At 70.7% G+C, this 17,705-nt stretch carries 19 protein-coding genes; 7 read left to right on the forward strand and 12 right to left on the reverse strand.

The features are described from left to right. The first annotated feature begins 83 nt into the window (after positions 1–83). Complete coding sequence (locus OG788_RS14265; protein ID WP_406371132.1) at positions 84–959, forward strand: deoxyribonuclease IV; 876 nt, start codon at positions 84–86, stop codon at positions 957–959. Between the two features lie 104 nt (positions 960–1,063). Continuing rightward, complete coding sequence (locus tag OG788_RS14270) at positions 1,064–1,609, forward strand: DUF4396 domain-containing protein (protein WP_406371133.1); 546 nt, start codon at positions 1,064–1,066, stop codon at positions 1,607–1,609. Between the two features lie 24 nt (positions 1,610–1,633). Here the strand turns inward: OG788_RS14270 and OG788_RS14275 are convergent, their stop codons facing one another. Further along, the gene (locus OG788_RS14275) at positions 1,634–2,266 is read right to left on the reverse strand and encodes a sulfite oxidase-like oxidoreductase (protein WP_406371135.1); all 633 of its coding nucleotides are present in this window, start codon (positions 2,264–2,266) and stop codon (positions 1,634–1,636) included. A gap of 155 nt (positions 2,267–2,421) precedes the next feature. On the opposite strand from OG788_RS14275, the gene bfr reads away from it, so the two are divergent. Continuing rightward, on the forward strand, positions 2,422–2,901 hold the full coding sequence (gene bfr, locus OG788_RS14280; RefSeq protein ID WP_266757830.1) for a bacterioferritin: 480 nt from the start codon (positions 2,422–2,424) through the stop codon (positions 2,899–2,901). Here bfr and OG788_RS14285 read toward each other — a convergent pair. The 3 genes from OG788_RS14285 to OG788_RS14295 form a co-directional block, all read right to left on the reverse strand. Further along, the gene (locus tag OG788_RS14285; protein WP_406371137.1) at positions 2,898–3,155 is read right to left on the reverse strand and encodes a bacterioferritin-associated ferredoxin; all 258 of its coding nucleotides are present in this window, start codon (positions 3,153–3,155) and stop codon (positions 2,898–2,900) included. The genes bfr and OG788_RS14285 overlap by 4 nt on opposite strands. Positions 3,156–3,315: 160 nt before the next feature. After that, complete coding sequence (locus tag OG788_RS14290) at positions 3,316–4,668, reverse strand: class II 3-deoxy-7-phosphoheptulonate synthase (RefSeq protein ID WP_356758830.1); 1,353 nt, start codon at positions 4,666–4,668, stop codon at positions 3,316–3,318. Positions 4,669–4,798: 130 nt separating this feature from the next. Beyond that, positions 4,799–6,016: a glycoside hydrolase domain-containing protein gene (locus OG788_RS14295; protein ID WP_406371139.1), complete on the reverse strand. Its 1,218-nt coding sequence runs from the start codon at positions 6,014–6,016 to the stop codon at positions 4,799–4,801. 125 nt (positions 6,017–6,141) lie between these two features. Here OG788_RS14295 and OG788_RS14300 point away from each other — a divergent pair, with 125 nt between their 5' ends. Both OG788_RS14300 and OG788_RS14305 read left to right on the forward strand, forming a co-directional pair. Next, positions 6,142–6,198 carry a trp operon leader peptide gene (locus OG788_RS14300; RefSeq protein WP_101392327.1) on the forward strand — a complete coding sequence of 19 codons (57 nt, stop codon included), beginning with the start codon at positions 6,142–6,144 and terminating at the stop codon, positions 6,196–6,198. 109 nt (positions 6,199–6,307) lie between these two features. Beyond that, positions 6,308–8,206, forward strand: coding sequence for an anthranilate synthase family protein (locus tag OG788_RS14305; protein WP_406371141.1), 1,899 nt, complete (start codon positions 6,308–6,310; stop codon positions 8,204–8,206). Here the strand turns inward: OG788_RS14305 and OG788_RS14310 are convergent. From OG788_RS14310 to OG788_RS14330, 5 genes are all read right to left on the reverse strand, one after another. After that, a complete protein-coding gene (locus tag OG788_RS14310) occupies positions 8,158–9,153 on the reverse strand; it encodes a 2-hydroxyacid dehydrogenase (protein WP_406371143.1) in 996 nt (331 codons plus the stop codon). The genes OG788_RS14305 and OG788_RS14310 overlap by 49 nt on opposite strands. 89 nt (positions 9,154–9,242) lie before the next feature. Continuing rightward, on the reverse strand, positions 9,243–10,271 hold the full coding sequence (locus OG788_RS14315; RefSeq protein ID WP_351539999.1) for a 6-phosphofructokinase: 1,029 nt from the start codon (positions 10,269–10,271) through the stop codon (positions 9,243–9,245). A gap of 142 nt (positions 10,272–10,413) precedes the next feature. Beyond that, entirely contained in the window at positions 10,414–11,061 is a 648-nt protein-coding gene (locus tag OG788_RS14320; RefSeq protein WP_406376746.1) for a response regulator, read from the reverse strand. A 76-nt stretch (positions 11,062–11,137) separates the two neighbouring features. Next, on the reverse strand, positions 11,138–12,367 hold the full coding sequence (gene macS / locus OG788_RS14325) for a MacS family sensor histidine kinase (protein WP_351539994.1): 1,230 nt from the start codon (positions 12,365–12,367) through the stop codon (positions 11,138–11,140). A 39-nt stretch (positions 12,368–12,406) separates the two neighbouring features. Continuing rightward, positions 12,407–13,306 carry a lysophospholipid acyltransferase family protein gene (locus OG788_RS14330; protein ID WP_406371145.1) on the reverse strand — a complete coding sequence of 300 codons (900 nt, stop codon included), beginning with the start codon at positions 13,304–13,306 and terminating at the stop codon, positions 12,407–12,409. A gap of 158 nt (positions 13,307–13,464) precedes the next feature. Between OG788_RS14330 and OG788_RS14335 the strand changes: the two genes are divergently transcribed. Together OG788_RS14335 and OG788_RS14340 are read left to right on the forward strand one after the other, a co-directional pair. After that, the gene (locus OG788_RS14335; RefSeq protein ID WP_356758840.1) at positions 13,465–14,274 is read left to right on the forward strand and encodes an alpha/beta fold hydrolase; all 810 of its coding nucleotides are present in this window, start codon (positions 13,465–13,467) and stop codon (positions 14,272–14,274) included. Beyond that, entirely contained in the window at positions 14,267–15,055 is a 789-nt protein-coding gene (locus OG788_RS14340; protein ID WP_406371147.1) for a hypothetical protein, read from the forward strand. Before OG788_RS14335 ends, OG788_RS14340 begins: the two co-directional genes overlap by 8 nt. A 32-nt stretch (positions 15,056–15,087) precedes the next feature. Here the strand turns inward: OG788_RS14340 and OG788_RS14345 are convergent, their stop codons facing one another. The 3 genes from OG788_RS14345 to OG788_RS14355 all read right to left on the reverse strand — a co-directional run bounded on the left by OG788_RS14345 (position 15,088) and on the right by OG788_RS14355 (position 17,631). Next, the gene (locus tag OG788_RS14345; RefSeq protein ID WP_351539982.1) at positions 15,088–15,852 is read right to left on the reverse strand and encodes an endonuclease/exonuclease/phosphatase family protein; all 765 of its coding nucleotides are present in this window, start codon (positions 15,850–15,852) and stop codon (positions 15,088–15,090) included. Positions 15,853–16,137: 285 nt separating this feature from the next. Continuing rightward, the gene (locus OG788_RS14350) at positions 16,138–17,091 is read right to left on the reverse strand and encodes an ROK family glucokinase (protein WP_356758845.1); all 954 of its coding nucleotides are present in this window, start codon (positions 17,089–17,091) and stop codon (positions 16,138–16,140) included. A 54-nt stretch (positions 17,092–17,145) separates the two neighbouring features. Beyond that, on the reverse strand, positions 17,146–17,631 hold the full coding sequence (locus tag OG788_RS14355; RefSeq protein ID WP_406371148.1) for a DUF5304 domain-containing protein: 486 nt from the start codon (positions 17,629–17,631) through the stop codon (positions 17,146–17,148). Positions 17,632–17,705: the final 74 nt, after the last annotated feature.

Here is a 17,705-nt window from a genome sequence, read left to right on the forward strand (position 1 = left end):
CCCGGCCCCCGGCGCGCCCGCGCCCGGGGGCCGCTCCCCCACCCGGTCCGCCCGCGGGGCGCCCGGCGGCGCGTGACACCCTGATGGGTGTGACCAGCAAGCAGCTCCGCAATCCCGTCGGCGGCCATGTTCCCGTGGCCGGTGGCCTCGACTCCGTCGGCATGGCCTACGCCCGCGACCTCGCGGCCGAGACCGTTCAGGTCTTCGTCGCCAACCCGCGCGGCTGGGCGACCCCCGCCGGGAACCCGAAGCAGGACGAGGCCTTCCGTGCCGCCTGCGCCGACGGGGCGATCCCCGCGTACGTCCATGCCCCGTATCTGATCAACTTCGGTTCGCACACCGAGGCGACGGTCGAGAAGTCGGTGGAGTCGCTGCGGCACTCGCTGCGGCGCGGGCGGGAGATCGGCGCCCTGGGGGTGGTGGTGCACACCGGGAGCGCGACGGGCGGCCGGGACCGGTCCGTCGCGCTCAAGCAGGTGCGCACCCATCTGTTGCCGTTGCTGGACGAACTGACCCACGACGACGACCCGTTCCTCCTCCTGGAGTCGACGGCCGGCCAGGGCTCCTCCCTCTGCTCCCGCACCTGGGACTTCGGCCCGTACTTCGAGGCTCTCGACGCCCACCCCAAGCTGGGCGTCTGCCTCGACACCTGCCACATCTTCGCGGCGGGCCACGATCTGACCGGGCCGAGCGGCATGCACCGGACCCTCGATCTGCTCGTCGAGACCGTCGGTGAGGGCCGGCTCAGACTGATCCACGCCAACGACTCCAAGGATGTGGTCGGCGCACACAAGGACCGTCACGAGAACATTGGCTCCGGCCACATCGGCGAGGACCCGTTCCGTGCCCTGATGACGCACCCCGCCACGGAGGGTGTCCCCCTGATCATCGAGACACCCGGCGGGAAGGAGGGGCACGCGGCGGATGTGGAGCGGCTGAAGAAGCTCCGCGACGGCTGAGGCCGACACCGCCCCGGCGCTTCGCGGCCTCTTCAGGAATACCCCTGGGGGGTATATGGTTCCTGCTACGTGGAGGAACCGTCACCTGACGTTGGGGGCCACTCATGCAACACGAAACGCACACGCACCAGGCGGGGCACACGCCTGACGCGGGACCGGCCGGCGATGCGCACGGGCATCACGAGGCGCACGGCCACCCGCACGCGCCGTCGGGGGCGACCTGGTCGATGGCCGCCCGGGCGACGCTGCACTGCCTCACCGGCTGCGCCATCGGCGAGGTGCTGGGCATGGTGATCGGCACGGCGTTCGGCTGGGCCAACGCGCCCACGACGGCCCTCGCGATCGTGCTGGCCTTCTTCTTCGGCTACTCGCTCACGCTGCGCGGCGTCCTGAGGGCGGGGGTCGACTTCCGGACGGCGTTCCGGGTGGCACTGGCCGCGGACACCCTGTCGATCGCCGTGATGGAGCTGATCGACAACGGGGTGATCGCACTGTGGCCCGCCGCGATGGACGCGGAACTGGCCGACGCGCTCTTCTGGTTCTCGCTGGCCGCGTCCCTGATGATCGCCTTCGCGGTCACGACGCCCGTCAACAAGTGGATGATCGGCCGCGGCAAGGGGCACGCGGTGGTCCACCGATACCACCACTGAGACGCCCGGACAGCGACGCCGGGATCAGAGCTCGGGGCCGTCCCCGGGCTCTTCCTGGTAGGAGTAACGCTGCTCGCGCCAGGGGTCACCGACGTTGTGGTAGCCGCGTTCCTCCCAGAAGCCACGGCGGTCGGCGGTCATGTACTCGACGCCGCGCACCCACTTGGGACCCTTCCACGCGTACAGGTGCGGGACGACCAGGCGCAGCGGGAAGCCGTGTTCCGCCGTCAGCAGTTCGCCGTCCTTGTGGGTGGCGAAAATGGAGCGCTCGGCGGCGAAGTCCTCGAGGCGCAGATTCGAGCTGAAGCCGTACTCGGCCCAGACCATCACATGGGTCACGGCGGGTGCGGGCGGGGCGAGCTCCAGGATCGTACGGGCGGGGACACCACCCCATTCGGCCCCGAGCATGCTGAACTTCGTGACGCAGTGCAGATCGGCGACGACGGAGGCGTACGGGAGGGCGGTGAACTCCTCGTGGCTCCAGCACTGCTTCTCGCCGTCGGCGGTGGCGCCGAAGACCCTGAACTCCCAGCGTTCGGGGCGGAACTTGGGTACGGGCCCGTAGTGCGTGACCGGCCAGCCGCGCTGAAGTCGCTGCCCCGGCGGAAGCTCCGACTGTGCTGTTTCTCCAGATTCACGCTCCACCGGCTGACCCATGACTCCATCCTGACAGACCCGGGACAGTGCCTGTGACCAGCAGGGGTCCGATTCGGGCAACTCCTACTAAGCATGCACTTACTGGACGGTCCCGGGTGCCGATGCAAAGATGCGGCGCAACCTGCCCAGTCCCCCGCATGGAAGGAGCCTCTGCGATGCAGGGCGACCCCGAGGTCATCGAATTCCTCAACGAGCAGCTGACCGGTGAGCTGACCGCGATCAACCAGTACTTCCTGCACGCGAAGATGCAGGAGAACTTCGGCTGGACGAAGCTCGCGAAGTACACCCGGCACGAGTCGTTCGACGAGATGAAGCACGCGGAGGTGCTCACCGACCGCATCCTCTTCCTGGACGGACTGCCGAACTATCAGCGGCTCTTCCACGTCCGGGTGGGGCAGACCGTCACCGAGATGTTCCAGGCCGACCGGCAGGTGGAGGTCGAGGCGATCGACCGCCTCAAGCGCGGGATCGAGGTGATGCGCGCCAAGGGCGACATCACGTCCGCGAACATCTTCGAGTCGATCCTCGAGGACGAGGAACACCACATCGACTATCTCGACACCCAGCTGGAACTGGTCGAGAAGCTCGGCGAGGCGCTCTACATCGCGCAGCTCGTCGAGCAGCCGGAGAGCTAGGCGGCCTCGCGCCGGGCGGTCTCGACCGGGCCGAGGACTTCGGAGAGCACCGGCATGCCCTGGTCGGCCAGCTCACGGCGCGGACACGAGCCCCTGCCCAGCAGCGCCTGGATCCGGCGTACGCACGAACCGCAGTCCGTGCCCGCCTTGGAGGCCGAGGCTATCTGCCGAGGAGTGCAGGCGCCGTCCTCCGCGTGCTTCTTCACCTGCTGTTCGGTGATCCCGAAGCAACTGCAGACGTACACGCGGTTCACCTCCCGCCGGAATCATGGGGTCGCGCCATCCCGTTAATCGGTGAGGCTAACCTAACCTTACCCGTCACACAGGAACCAGAAAAGTGGTGTGGGGCGCGGATCGTATGTGATCCGCGCCCCACATCATGTGCCGGTAACAGGCGCAGCGCCTGTTGATCTGCTACTGGTCGCGGTACATCTCCGCGACGAGGAACGCCAGGTCAAGGGACTGGCTGCGGTTCAGACGGGGGTCGCAGGCCGTCTCGTAGCGCTGGTGCAGGTCGTCGACGAAGATCTCGTCGCCGCCGCCCACGCACTCGGTGACATCGTCACCGGTGAGCTCGACGTGGATGCCGCCCGGGTGCGTGCCGAGGCCCTTGTGGACCTCGAAGAAGCCCTTGACCTCGTCGAGCACGTCGTCGAAGCGGCGGGTCTTGTGGCCCGAGGCAGCCTCGAAGGTGTTGCCGTGCATCGGGTCGGTCACCCAGGCCACGGTCGCGCCGGAGGCGGTGACCTTCTCGACCAGCTCGGGCAGCTTGTCGCGGACCTTGTCCGCGCCCATCCGCACGATGAAGGTGAGACGGCCCGGCTCGCGGTCCGGGTCGAGGCGCTCGATGTACTGCAGCGCCTCCTCGGCCGTCGTCGTCGGGCCCAGCTTGATCCCGATCGGGTTGCGGATCTTCGACGCGAACTCGATGTGCGCGCCGTCCAGCTGACGGGTGCGCTCACCGATCCACACCATGTGGCCCGAGACGTCGTACAGGTGGCCCGTGCGCGAGTCGACACGGGTCAGCGCCGACTCGTAGTCGAGGAGCAGCGCCTCGTGGGAGGCGTAGAACTCGACGGTCTTGAACTCCTCCGGGTCGGTGCCGCAGGCCCGCATGAAGTTCATCGCGTTGTCGATCTCGCGTGCCAGCTGCTCGTAGCGCTGACCGGAGGGGGACGACTTCACGAAGTCCTGGTTCCAGGCGTGCACCTGGCGCAGGTCGGCGTAGCCGCCGGTGGCGAAGGCGCGCACCAGGTTGAGCGTGGAGGCGGACGCGTTGTACATCCGCTTCAGGCGCTCGGGGTCCGGGATGCGGGCCTTCTCGTTGAAGTCGAAGCCGTTGACCGAGTCACCCCGGTAGGTCGGCAGGGTCACGCCGTCACGGGTCTCGGTGCCCTTGGAGCGCGGCTTCGAGTACTGGCCGGCGATCCGGCCGACCTTCACCACCGGCACCGAGGCGGCGTACGTGAGCACGGCGCCCATCTGGAGGAGGGTCTTGAGCTTGTTGCGGATGTGGTCGGCCGACACGGCGTCGAAGGCCTCGGCGCAGTCGCCGCCCTGGAGAAGGAACGCCTCTCCCTTGGCGACGGACGCCATCCGGGCGCGCAGCTGGTCGCACTCGCCCGCGAAGACGAGCGGCGGATACGACTCGAGGTCCGCGATCACATCGCGCAGAGCCTCGGCATCGGGGTACTCGGGCTGCTGCGCCGCGGGCAGGTCTCGCCAGGTGTTGCCAGCGCTCGCGCTGGACTTAGCGTTCACGGTCACCCCCCCAACATTACGGGGTCGTGTCGGCCGTCCATTCCCCTGCTCATCAAGTGAGACGACCCCCGCTCGATCGACGTCTCTCGGGCGGCCGTACGACGGGGTCGCCGCGGCCGCCCGGAGAAGGGTTCCGCTACCCCACGTCGAGCCGGTCGCGGTCGATGGAGATCTTCACACCGCCATGGGTCTCGGTCGTGTCGCCGATGTACTGGTGGATGCGCTGGTGCTTGGACCACAGCGTCGAGGGGATCGACGCGTCGGACGTGGTCGACTCGCGGTTCCAGCGGGCGAAGTGGATCACGTCGGGCAGGGTGACGCCGGCCCGGTTGGCGATCAGGTCGGAGACCAGGGACGAGGTGTTGCCGTACGCGCCGGAGCGGTAGCCGAGCGCGTGCAGGCGCTCGGTGTAGGCGTCGATGTAGGCGAGCACCTGGTCGGTGACCTTTCCGCCGGGCTCGTAGTGCTCCAGGTCGTTGTAGATCACCGTGCCCTTGCCGAAGCCCAGTGCGGCGGCCTGCTTGACCGCGTCGTCGGCGGCCGCGGTGCCCTGCGGCACCGGGCTGGTGATCGCCGCGCAGCCGCCCCCGCAGCTGCCGCCGTCGGAGGAGGGCTGCCGGCCGACGTACAGGGGGAAGAACCGCCAGCCGCGCGTGTACTGGGTGCGCACCCAGTCGGCGGTGAGGTGCTGCTGGGCGCAGGCGCGGTTGAGTCCTCCGATGTAGACGCCGATGGCGCCGTAGCCGGAGTCGTCGCGCCATGCGTCCATCGCCGACTGACTCGGGGCGGTGCAGGCGTCGAAGCCCTCCCCGCGGAAGGAGGTCGCGTCGGCGGGCAGCGGGGCCGCCGCGGGCCGTTCCGCGGGTTCGTCGACCCGTGCGGCGCCGACGGGCAGCCCGGCGCTGCGCAGGACGTCCTGGATCCGGGTGCGGTCGTATCCATAGGCGGCGGTGACGACGATGCGGTGGCCCGTGGCCCGGTAGGTGCGGGCCGTGGGGTTCTCGGTGACGGCGCTCGGGGCGGTGGGGGCGGGCTGGATCAGCAGCGCCTCGGTACGTCCGCTGGCCCGGGCCGGGCAGTTCTGGTGGCTGCCCGGCCTGCCGAGGTAGACGGCGTGCCGGTCGAAGCGGACACAGGCGTCGGGATGTTTCTTCAGGTCGACGATCTGCCAGGAGGCGGGAACGGTGAAGGAGTGACCGCGGTAGTCGACCTGGGTCAGGTCCTCGGAGTCGGTGGGGCGCGGGGCCGAGAGCGCGGGGCCGAGCGGCCCGGCGGCGAAGGCGGCGGCCGCGAGGAGCACGGTCAGGGCACGGGCGCCGGTCCGGCGGGTCTGGGACGAGCGGGCTGTGAGCATGGTTCTCGCTTCTCGGTGGGTTCGGTCTGTCTGGCCATCCATGGCCGGTGGCCGTGCGGTCGGAACGCCACGCGGGGACGGTTCACGCTGTTGCCCGCCCCTCGCCGTCGGGTAGGGTGCGGCGCATGTTCGCGCATTCGAACCAGAACTGGTGGTGGACCGCTCATCCGGCGGCCCACTGACTGCGCGTACGCACGACTTCGCGAAGGCCGCCCGAGGGGCGGCCTTCGGTGTTTGCGGACCCGGGTCGTTCCTCTCCGAGATGCATCATTCGAGAGAAGGACCGCACCGATGAATCTGCTCGACCTGCTGGACGACCCACGCCCCTTCGCCCTGCTGCGCCGCCGCACTCCGGGCCGCGACCACGACGTGGTGGAGCTGCTGCTGGGGCCGGTACGCGAGGTGGAGCACCTCGCCGACATCCCCGACGAGGGCCTCGCGCTGATCCCGTTCCGGCAGATCCGGGAGCGCGGTTTCGACGTCCGCGACGACGGAACCCCGCTCGCCGTGCTCACCCCCGAGGAGCGTCACGAACTGCCGCTCGCGCAGGCGCTGGCGCAGTTGCCGGCGCACGACGTGCGGGTCGAGGACGGCGGCTTCGACGTCGACGACGAGGAGTACTCCGGGATCGTGGAACGCGTGCTCCGGGAGGAGATCGGGCGCGGCGAGGGTGCGAACTTCGTGATCCGGCGGACGTACGAGGGACGGATCCCGGGGTTCGGACGGGCCGACGCCCTGGCGCTGTTCCGCCGGCTCCTCACCGGTGAGCGGGGCGCGTACTGGACGTTCGTCGTGCACACCGGGGAGCGGACGCTGGTCGGGGCGAGCCCTGAGGTGCATGTGCGGATGTCCGCCGGGACCGTCGTGATGAACCCGATCAGCGGGACCTACCGCTACCCGGACGGAGGCCCGACGCCCGAGGATCTGCTCGCGTTCCTCTCGGACGGCAAGGAGATCGAGGAGCTCTCGATGGTCGTCGACGAGGAGCTCAAGATGATGTGCACGGTCGGTGACATGGGCGGCGTGGTGATCGGACCGCGCCTCAAGGAGATGGCCCATCTCGCGCACACCGAGTACGAGTTGCGGGGCCGCTCCTCGCTGGACGTGCGGGAGGTGCTGCGGGAGACGATGTTCGCGGCGACCGTCACCGGCTCGCCCGTGCAGAACGCCTGCCGGGTCATCGAACGCCACGAGGTCGGCGGGCGCGGCTACTACGCGGGCGCGCTCGCGCTGGTCGGGCGGCACCCGGGGGACGGCCCGGAGGGAACGGCCGGGCAGACGCTCGACTCCCCGATCCTCATCCGTACCGCCGACATCGACGCGGGCGGACGGCTGCGGGTGCCGGTCGGCGCCACCCTCGTACGGGGATCGGACCCGGTGGGCGAGGTCGCCGAGACGCACGCCAAGGCGGCGGGTGTGCTGGCCGCGCTGGGAGTGCGCCCCGGCAGGCCGCGTCCGGAGGGCGTACGGCCGAGTTTGGGCGACGATCCCCGGGTGCGGGCGTCGCTGGACGGCCGGCGGGCCTCGCTGGCGCCGTTCTGGCTGCGGATGCAGGAGCGCTCCCGGGAACTCGAGGGCCACGCGCTGATCGTGGACGCCGAGGACACCTTCACCGCGATGCTGGCGCACCTGCTGCGGTCGTCCGGGCTCGCGGTGACGGTGCGCCGCTACGACGAGCCCGGGCTGCGGGACGCGGTCCGCGCGCACGAGGGGCCGGTGGTCCTCGGCCCCGGTCCCGGTGACCCCTCCGATCCGGCGGACCCCAAGATGCGCTTCCTGCGGGCGCTCACCGCCGAGGTGATCCGGGAACACCCGCACGGCGTGCTCGGTGTCTGCCTCGGCCACGAGCTGATCGCGGCCGAGCTGGGACTGGAGATCGTCCGCAAGGACGTGCCGTACCAGGGCGCGCAGACCCGCATCGACCTCTTCGGGCGGGCGGAGACCGTCGGTTTCTACAACAGCTTCGTGGCGCGCTGCGACGACGACGCGCTGGTGGAGCTGTCGGCGCACGGCGTCGAGGTCAGCCGCGGCGCGAACGGCGAGGTGCACGCGCTGCGCGGTCCCGGGTTCGCGGGTGTGCAGTTCCACCCGGAGTCGGTGCTGACGCTGAACGGTACGGCGGTCGTGCGGGAGTTGACCGGTCAGCTGCGGGGCACCAGCACGTTCTCCGAGCGGCGGCCCTCGGTGTAGTCGAGGACGTTCTTGACCGTGGCCTCGACGATCTGGCCGACGGCGTCACCGGTGTAGTACGCCTGGTGCGAGGTGACCAGGACGTTCGGGAAGGTGACCAGGCGGGCCAGGGTGTCGTCCTCGACGGTCTCGAGGGACTTGTCGAGGAAGAACAGCCCGGCCTCCGCCTCGTACACGTCGAGGCCTACACCCGTGAAGCGGCCCTCGCGCAGCTGGGCGACGAGGGCCTGGCTGTCGATCAGGCCACCGCGGCTGGAGTTCACCAGGATCGCGTCGTCCTTCATCGTCCGCAGCGCGTCGGCGTCGATGAGGTGCTGGGTCCCCGGCATCAGCGGGACGTGCAGGGTGACGAGGTCGGACTCGGCGAGAAGGCGCTCCTTGGAGACGTACTTCATGCCGAGTGCGGCGCAGGCGGGGTTCTCGGCGATGTCCCAGCCGAGCAGGTTCATGCCGAAGCCGTGCGCGATCCGGGTGAAGGCCTCGCCGATCTTCCCGGTGCCGATGACGCCCGCGGTGCGGCCGTGCAGGTCACGGCCCATCAGTCCGTCGAGGCGGAAGTCGAAGTCGCGGGTGCGGTTGGCGGCGCGCACGATCCGGCGGTTGACGGCCATGCCGAGGGTCCAGGCGAACTCGGCGACCGAGTAGGGCGAGTAGTACGAGACCCGGGCGACCGTCATGCCGAGGCGCTCGGCGACCTCGAGGTCGATGTTGTTGAACCCGGTGGAGCGCTGGGCGACGAGCTGCGTGCCGCCGGCCGCCAGGGTCTGCAGGACACGGTGTCCCAGGCCGCAGTTGACGCTGGTGGAGACGGCCTCGTAGCCGGCCGCGATGGGAGCGGTGTCCTCGGTGAGGAAGACGTCGAGGCAGCGGACCTCATGGCGTCCCGCGAAGGCCTTCTCCATCAGGGGCTTCTCGTCGGACTGGACGCCGAACGCCACGATCTCCACCGGCTTCTCCCGTTCTGGAGGGTACGGGCCGAATATACGGCCCGTACCCCCAGGTCGCAGGGGCTCCGCAGATCGCGGACGCGCCGCCGTCAGCCGAAGAAGACGCCGACCTCCTCGTAGAGCTTCGGGTCGACGGTCTTCAGCTTGGCGGTGGCCTCCGCGATCGGAACGCGGACGATGTCCGTGCCGCGCAGGGCCACCATCTTCCCGAAGTCGCCGTCCCGGACGGCCTCGATGGCGTGCAGGCCGAAGCGGGTGGCGAGCCAGCGGTCGAAGGCGCTGGGCGTCCCGCCGCGCTGGACGTGCCCGAGGACCGTGGTGCGGGCCTCCTTGCCGGTGCGCCGCTCGATCTCCTTGGCCAGCCACTCGCCGACTCCGGAGAGCCGGACATGTCCGAAGGAGTCCAGCGTGCCGTCCTTGAGGACCATGTCGCCGTCCTTGGGCATGGCGCCCTCGGCGACGACCACGATCGGCGCGTACGACGCCTTGAAGCGCGAGGTCACCCAGGCGCAGACCTGCTCGACGTCGAAGCGCTGCTCGGGGATGAGGATGACGTTCGCGCCGCCGGCGAGGCCCGAGTGGATGGCGATCCAGCCCGCGTGGCGGCCCATCACCTCGCAGACGAGGACGCGCATGTGCGATTCGGCGGTGGTGTGGAGGCGGTCGATGGCCTCGGTCGCGATGTTGACCGCCGTGTCGAATCCGAAGGTGTAGTCGGTGGCGGAGAGGTCGTTGTCGATGGTCTTCGGTACGCCGATGACGTGGATGCCGTACTCGTCGCCGAGGCGCGCGGCGACTCCCAGGGTGTCCTCGCCGCCGATCGCGATGAGCGCGTCGACCTCCTGCTTGGCGAGGTTCTCCTTGATCCGGCGGATGCCGTTCTCGTGCTTGAGGGGGTTGGTGCGCGAGGATCCGAGGATGGTGCCGCCGCGTGGCAGGATCCCGCGCACGGCGGGGATGTCGAGCCGGACGGTGTCGCCTTCGAGCGGCCCCCGCCAGCCGTCCCGGTAGCCGACGAAGTCATAGCCGTACTCCTGCACGCCCTTGCGGACGATGCCCCGGATGACGGCGTTGAGCCCGGGGCAGTCGCCGCCTCCGGTCAGTACTCCGACCCGCATGGAAAGTCCCTTCGCCATGGTTGGCTGTCGGACTCACGCTAGTAGTGATCCAGGTCACTTCGGCATGGTGCGGAAGGTCTATTCCGGTGAATTGTCCGGCAGTTGATCAAGACAGATCACCCGAAGGGCCGTACCGGGCGGGTCAGGCCTCGTCCAGGCCGCGCTCGATGGCATAGCGGACGAGCTCGACACGGTTGTGCAACTGGAGCTTGCCCAGGGTGTTCTGCACATGGTTCTGGACCGTGCGGTGGGAGATGACCAGGCGCTCGGCGATCTGCTTGTAGCTCAGCCCCTTGGCGACCAGGCGGAGCACCTCGGTCTCACGGTCGGTCAGCTGCGGGGCCCTCGGCTCGTCGCCGCCCGTGGCGGTGACCGGCTCCGAGGCCAGCCGGCGGTACTCGCCGAGGACCAGGCCCGCGAGGCCCGGTGTGAACACCGGGTCGCCGACGGCCGTACGGCGCACCGCGTCGGTCAGCTCCTCCGCGGACGCCGACTTCAGCAGGTAGCCGGTCGCGCCGGACTTCACCGCCTCCAGCACGTCGGCGTGCTCACCGCTGGCCGACAGGACCAGAACACGCAGGGCCGGATTGGCGCCGACCAGCTCCTTGCAGACCTGGACACCGGGCTTGGCGGGCAGGTTCAGATCGAGGACGAGCACGTCGGGCGCCACCGCCAGGGCGCGCCGCACCGCCTGCTCGCCGTCGCCCGCGGTGGCGACCACGTCGAACCCGGCCGCGGCCAGGTCACGGGCCACGGCGTCACGCCACATGGGGTGGTCGTCCACCAACATGACCTTGATGGGGTCCTCCCCCGCCCGGCGCTCCGGTGCCGTCGTCCCGCCCGTCATCGCCCTACCGTCGCCTTCGTCATCGTGTCTTCGCCTTCCCCCGTGCGTCCTTCGGTACCTTCAGCTCGACCTCGGTGCCCTGCCCCGGGATCGAGATCAGCTCGGCCGCGCCGCCCAGCTCGCGCAGCCTGCCGCGGATCGACAGCGCCACTCCGAGCCGCCCCTCGCCCTCGGCCTGGGCCAGCCGCCCCTCCGGGATGCCGGGGCCGTCGTCGCGCACCGTCACGATCACCGCGTCCGGTTCGTCCTCGACCAGGATCCAGGCACGGGCGTCCGCGCCCACGTGCTTGCGCACATTGTCCAGGGCGGCACCGACGGCCGCGGCCAGCTCCCGCGCGGCGGCCGGGGTGAGCGGCACCGGCGCGCCGGGCTCGGAGAAGGTCACGCGCGCGGTGGCGTACGGGGCGAGCAGGGCGCGCAGGTCGACGGCGTCCGTGCCCGCGGGGTCCTCGTCGTCGGGTTCGTCGACGGCCCGTACGACCGCGCCGAGCGCGGCGTCCTCCGACACACGGGAGACGGGCACCAGGCCGCCCGACACCAGCGTGCGCAGCGCGACCTCCTGCTCACCGGCCATCCGGCCCAGCTCGGCCGCCTCGCCGCCGAGCGCGCTGCCGCGCCGCTGCACCATGGCGAGGACCTGGAGCACGCCGTCGTGGATGTCACGGGCGAGACGCTCGCGTTCGCGGGTGGCGGCCTCGATCTCCAGGGCGCGGGCGAGGGTGCGCTCGGAGGCGCGGGCGACCTCGACGACATAGCCGATGGCGATGGACGCGACCCAGACGAGGATCACGTTGTGCACGGTGTCGCGGGTCGGGGCGCCGCGCTCGATGATGTTGGCCGCGGCGACGAGTGTGGAGGCGAAGGCCGCCCACCGCCAGCCGCCCTTGATCGCGAAGGCGAGAACGGCACCCGCCGTCCATATCGACGGCAGCGTCGGGCCGCCCGACTCGATGCGCGCGCCGGAGTCGGCGACCCGGGTGAGCATGATGCCGACCAGGGCGACGGTGAGGTCCGCGGCGAGGAACCGCTTCGTGCAGTTCGCCGCGCCGGCGACCTTCGGGAGCGTGGCCAGCGTCCAGACGAGCAGGAACGCGAAGAACGCGATGGCCACCCACGGGCGGGTGAACTTGTCGTACGCGGTGGCGAAGAGCCCGATCGCGTACAGCACCGTCAGCACCCGGTACCCGGTCAGCGCACGCCACAGCGGCTGCTCGACCGACATCCTCATGACTCTCTCGCGCTTGGCCATGCCCCCCACCCCACACTGCCGACGTCCTGACGGACGCTCCTAGGAGCCGGACCGTTGCCTGTCGGTCGGTTCGGCTTCCCCGGCGGTCCCCTGCTCGGCCTGCTTCCCCGCCGGCTCCTCGGCCGCCTGCTCCTCGGCCACGTGCTTCTCTGCCGCCTGCTTCTCCGCCTGTTCGGCCGCCTGCTTCTCGGCCTGCTCCTTGGCCGCCTGCTTCTCGGCCTGCGCGAGTGCCGCCTTCGCCGCCTTCTCCGCGTCCTTCTCGGCCTTGGCCGCGTCCGCGATCTGCCGCTTGGCGGCCGTCGCGTACATGTCGACGTACTCCTGGCCCGAGAGCTTCATGATCTCGTACATGACCTCGTCGGTCACCGCTCGGAGTACGAACCGGTCGTGCTCCATCCCGCTGTAGCGGCTGAAGTCCAGCGGCTTGCCGATGCGGATGCCCGGGCGCATCAGCTTGGGCATCACCTTGCCCGGCGGCTGGATCTTCTCCGTGTCGATCATCGCGACGGGGATCACGGGCGCGCCGGTGGCGAGGGCCACGCGCGCGAGGCCACCGGGCTTGCCCCGGTAGAGACGGCCGTCGGGCGAGCGCGTGCCCTCCGGGTAGATGCCGAACAGCTCACCGCGCTCGATCACGTCGATGCCGCTCTTGATGGCCGCCTCGCCCGCGCCGCGCGCGCCGGAACGGTCCACCGGGAGCTGGCCGACCCCCTTGAAGAAGGCGGCGGTCATCCGCCCCTTGATACCGGGTGTCGTGAAGTACTCGGCCTTCGCGATGAAGGTCACCTTGCGGTCGAGGACCGCGGGCAGGAAGAACGAGTCCGAGAACGACAGGTGATTGCTCGCCAGAATGGCCGGGCCCTCGGCGGGGATGTTCTCGAGGCCTTCCACCCAGGGTCTGAAGGCGAGCTTCAGTGGCCCTCCGATGGAAAACTTCATTGCGCCGTAGATCACCCGAGTGCCTCCTGTGTCGTAGATCAGACCTTAACCCGGAGCACCGCCAAAGGACCCGACGACCCTGGTCGGTGTCAGTACGGTCGCGTACGGTGAAGCACACCTGGAGTCGTTCCCGCCCTTCTCATGAACAGGAGACCGAGGTGCCGGTCCTTCCTGGAGCCGAGCCGTTCCGCCACGAGGGCGGAGAGGTCGGTGTCCTTCTCTGCCACGGTTTCACCGGCACCCCGCAGTCGCTTCGCCCCTGGGCGGAGTACCTCGCCGAGCGCGGTCTCACCGTCGCGCTGCCCCTGCTGCCGGGACACGGCACCCGCTGGGAGGACATGCAGCTCACCGGCTGGCAGGACTGGTACGCGGAGCTGGACCGCGAGCTGCGTGCCCTGCGCGAGAGCTGCTCCCGGGTCTTCGTCTTCGGGCTCTCCATGGGCGCCGCGCTGGCCCTGCGGCTCGCGGCCAAGCACGGCGACGAGATCAGCGGCGTCGTGGTGGTGAACCCGCTGAACAAGGTGCACGGCCTCGCCGCGCACGCCCTGCCGGTGCTCCGGCACCTCGTTCCCTCGACGAAGGGCATCGCGAGCGACATCGCGAAGGAGGGCTCGGAGGAGATCGGCTACGACCGGGTGCCCCTGCACGCCGCGCACTCGATGCGAAAGCTGTGCGCGGTCGTGGACGCGGAGCTGCCGCAGGTCACCCAGCCGCTCCTGCTGCTGCACAGCCTCCAGGACCATGTGGTCTCCCCCGCCGACTCGGCGCGCGTCCTCGGCCGGGTGTCGTCCACGGACGTGACGGAGATCGTGCTGGAACAGAGCTACCACGTCGCGACGTTGGACCACGACGCGGACCGTGTCTTCGAGGAGAGCTACTCCTTCGTCACCCGGCTCGCGCCCGGTGCCGGCAAGGAGGCCGACGCGGGTCAGGTGGGTCGGCAGGAAGGGACGGCAGCCGGTGGCTGAGCACGACGCGGACCGCGGCGATTCCGAGGAGAAGGGCGTACCTGTCGGCGAGCCGCTCGACGGGGCTCTGGGCGAGGGGCGCGGGGATTCCCTCGCCGACCCGCCGCTCGGCGAGTCGCTCGGTGATGCCCGCGGGGAGTCGCTCGGCGAGGAGCAGAGCGTGCCCTTCGACGAGGACGCCGCCTGGCGGTCGATCGTCGAGAGCTACGGCGAGGAGCCGCCGGACCCGCCCGGCTCGAAGCCGTTCAGGTCGGTGGAGGACCTGGCGCTCCCGGAGCCCGGGACGGTGACCGCCGCGGGGCCCGAGGCCGGTGCCAAGAGCGCCAAGGGAACCAAGGGTGCCGAGGACGGTACGGACGAGGCGGCCGACGCATCGGCTCCGGGAGCCGCGTCCGAGCCGGAGGCCGCCTCCGGCGACCAGCCCCCCACCGCCAAGCCCCTCGGCAGCTCGATCGCCTTCGCGCCGGGCGTCGGCGGACCGCGTGACTACCGGGCGCCCGAGCCGGCCGAGGACGACTTCGACGAGGACGACGAGGGCCACTTCGTACCGCCGGAGCCGCCTCCGCTGCCGGCCGCGGACACGACCGCCAAGTTCGCCTGGCTCGGCGTGCTCGGCGGCCCCGCCCTGCTGCTGCTGGCCGTGCTGCTCGGCTGGGACATGACCTGGTGGCTCACCACGCTCGGCATCGGCGGCTTCCTCGGCGGGTTCGCCACGCTGGTGATGCGCATGCAGGGCGACGACGAGGACCTCGACGATCCGGGGCGCGGCGCGGTGGTCTGACGGGGCTCCGACCGGGCGCGCCGGGACACGCCCTAGGACGCGGGCACTTTGAGGGCGGCGAGTACGGGCAGATGGTCCGTGGCCGCCCTCAGGTCTGTTCCGGTGATGCCGGGAAGGCCGAGCGGCACCCCGCAGCCGAGGACCTCGATACCGGGCGTGGCGAAGATCGCGTCGATGCGCCGCTCGGGCCCCGTACGCGTCCAGGTGTGCTCCGTGCCCCAGGGACGGGTCGCCCAGCCGTCCTGGAGCGTGCCCGCGAGGCGCCGGAACGAGGGGCCGGCCGGGCGCTCGTTGAGGTCACCGCCCGCGACGGCGTACGGGGTGCCGAGACCGGCGAGCCGGTCGAGGAGCATGCCGCTCTGCTCGTACCGCTCGTCCTTGTGGAGCGACAGATGGCAGCTCAGCACACCGAGCCGGGCGCCGCCGAACCGGACGACCGCCGTGGCGAAGCCGCGTCGGTGCCGACCGGGGGTGAGCGGGAGCAGCACGTCCTCGGTGCGTTCCACGGTGGCCCGCAGGGTGCACAGCAGGGCCGGGCCGGAGGCGGTGGCACCTCCGGACAGGACGACCTGGCCGGAGGCGGCCGCGAGACGCGCGAGCTTCTTGCGCCAGCGGAAGAAGCGCGGCGCCTCCTGGACCAGGACGAGGTCCGGTGCGCAGGCGCTGATCACGCGGGCGAGCGCGGCGGTGTCGTCGCGCATCGAGCGGATGTTGTAGCTGAGCACGCGGATCACGGCCGAACCGTCGGATTCGGTACGGGACGCGGGCAGCGGACTGGCGGAAGGGCTGGTCGGCATGGCGATCAAGATACGCGCCGAGGGCCCTCCGGAAGGGGCGAAGGGCCGCTCCGACTCCGGATGCGTCACGCCCACCGTTGTCGGGCGTCCCCTCGCGTCGCCCGCGTACCCCGTGCCCAGGCGCGGCCGGTTCCGTCCCTGCGCCTGGATGCGGACACCCCCGAGCGCGTGGCGCCATGCGTCTCGTGGCTCCGTCGGCCACTCGATCGGGTGAGGCCGGACACGGCGGCGCCCGCCGTCCCGTGGGGTGCGGCGGGCGCTGCCGTGCGACAGGGTCTGCGTGCGCTACATGATCGGGTCGGGCTCGCGGGCCAGGTCCGCCGCTCCGACGAGACCCGCCTTGTTGCCCAGCTGGGCGGCGATCACATCGGCGACCGGGCGCCAGTTGCCGCCGACCAGCCAGCGCTTGTACGACTTGCGGATCGGGTCGAGGACCAGTTCGCCCTCGTCCGAGAGACCGCCGCCGACGATGAAGGCGGACGGGTCGAAGAGCGAGGCGAGGTCGGCCAGACCCGCGCCGGCCCAGCGGGCCAGCTCGCGGTAGGAGTCCACCGCGACGTGGTCGCCCTGGCGGGCGGCCATGGAGATGTGCTTGCCCTCGATGCCATCGGGAGTGCCGTCACCGAGGCCCAGCAGGACCTCCGCGGCTTCCGGGGTCGCGTTGGCCCGCTGCTTGGCGTAGCGGACGAGAGCGCGCCCGGAGGCGTACTGCTCCCAGCATCCCTGCGAGCCGCAGCCGCACAGCAGACCGTCCGGCACCATCCGGATGTGGCCGAACTCCGCGGCCACGCCGAAGTGGCCGCGGCGCAGCTTGTTGCCGATGATGATGCCGCCGCCGAGGCCCGTGCCCAGGGTGATGCAGATGACGTTGCGGTGGCCCTTGCCCGCGCCGAACTTGTACTCGCCCCAGGCGGCCGCGTTCGCGTCGTTCTCCACGACGACCGGCAGGCTCACGCGCTGCTCGACCTCGGCCTTGAGCGGCTCGTTCCGCCAGTCGATGTTCGGCGCGAAGTAGACCGTCGAGCGCTGGCGGTTCACGTATCCGGCGGCACCGATGCCGACGCCCACGATGTCGTGACCGGCACGCGCGCCCTCCACGGCCGAGGCGATGGCGTCCACGATCGCCTGCGGCGTGGTCGGGGTCGGCACCTTGTGCGTCGAGAGGATGTTGCCTTCCTCGTCGACCACACCGGCCGCGATCTTCGTGCCGCCGATATCGACGCCGATGGTGAGTCCCATGAATCCCTCAGTTTCGGTCGAGCCCCGCTACGGCCAACCGTACCCGAGGGGCGATTAGTCCAAGTCGATGTGTTCGCCCGGACCGGATTCCCCGTCGGGGGATCCTGTGCCCCGGGTGGTCCAGCGGCGCTCCTGGTTCTCGACGGCCGAGCGGTAGGCCGCGAGCAGTTCGGAGCCCGCGGCCGCGAGGTGGTCGAAGACCTCCGGGTTGCGCTCCATCACCGGTTCGACGGCGGCCTTGGCCTGCTGCACGACCTGGCTGACCATCTGCTGGGCGGTGCCGGAGGCGACCGCGCCGAACAGCGGGGACTGGAGCCCGGAGAGTTTTTCGGCGACGGCGTCGACGAGCTTGCGCAGTTCCTCGGCGGCCGAGCCAGGAGGCGGGCCGTGCTGGGCGCGGCGGCGGGCCTTCTCCTGCGCGAGGTCCTCGGCACAGGCCGTGGCCCACGCGTCGTCGTCGGTGGCGTGCACCTCTTCGACACGCACCTCGTCGGCCGTCTCCTCCTGAGCGGCGTCGGATGTGGGGCGCTCTTCGCTCATGGCGGACTCCTGCCTAGCGTTTTCGTGCCTTCGACGTTACCCGAACGGGGGTACCCCGTTCACCGTCTCCGGCG

The sequence above is a fragment of the Streptomyces sp. NBC_00647 genome, from assembly GCF_045207245.1.
Taxonomy (GTDB): domain Bacteria; phylum Actinomycetota; class Actinomycetes; order Streptomycetales; family Streptomycetaceae; genus Streptomyces.

What these genes read in the sequence shown, in the direction of transcription:
- OG788_RS14345 (WP_351539982.1), bottom strand. Translation starts at nt 15,852, where the DNA reads ATGCCGACCAGCCCTTCCGCCAGTCCGCTGCCCGCGTCCCGTACCGAA.
- OG788_RS14330 (WP_406371145.1), bottom strand. Translation starts at nt 13,306, where the DNA reads ATGAAGTTTTCCATCGGAGGGCCACTGAAGCTCGCCTTCAGACCCTGG.
- OG788_RS14355 (WP_406371148.1), bottom strand. Translation starts at nt 17,631, where the DNA reads ATGAGCGAAGAGCGCCCCACATCCGACGCCGCTCAGGAGGAGACGGCC.
- OG788_RS14275 (WP_406371135.1), bottom strand. Translation starts at nt 2,266, where the DNA reads ATGGGTCAGCCGGTGGAGCGTGAATCTGGAGAAACAGCACAGTCGGAG.
- OG788_RS14320 (WP_406376746.1), bottom strand. Translation starts at nt 11,061, where the DNA reads ATGTTGGTGGACGACCACCCCATGTGGCGTGACGCCGTGGCCCGTGAC.
- macS (WP_351539994.1), bottom strand. Translation starts at nt 12,367, where the DNA reads ATGGCCAAGCGCGAGAGAGTCATGAGGATGTCGGTCGAGCAGCCGCTG.
- OG788_RS14295 (WP_406371139.1), bottom strand. Translation starts at nt 6,016, where the DNA reads ATGCTCACAGCCCGCTCGTCCCAGACCCGCCGGACCGGCGCCCGTGCC.
- bfr (WP_266757830.1), top strand. Translation starts at nt 2,422, where the DNA reads ATGCAGGGCGACCCCGAGGTCATCGAATTCCTCAACGAGCAGCTGACC.
- OG788_RS14315 (WP_351539999.1), bottom strand. Translation starts at nt 10,271, where the DNA reads ATGCGGGTCGGAGTACTGACCGGAGGCGGCGACTGCCCCGGGCTCAAC.
- OG788_RS14305 (WP_406371141.1), top strand. Translation starts at nt 6,308, where the DNA reads ATGAATCTGCTCGACCTGCTGGACGACCCACGCCCCTTCGCCCTGCTG.
- OG788_RS14350 (WP_356758845.1), bottom strand. Translation starts at nt 17,091, where the DNA reads ATGGGACTCACCATCGGCGTCGATATCGGCGGCACGAAGATCGCGGCC.
- OG788_RS14265 (WP_406371132.1), top strand. Translation starts at nt 84, where the DNA reads ATGGGTGTGACCAGCAAGCAGCTCCGCAATCCCGTCGGCGGCCATGTT.
- OG788_RS14270 (WP_406371133.1), top strand. Translation starts at nt 1,064, where the DNA reads ATGCAACACGAAACGCACACGCACCAGGCGGGGCACACGCCTGACGCG.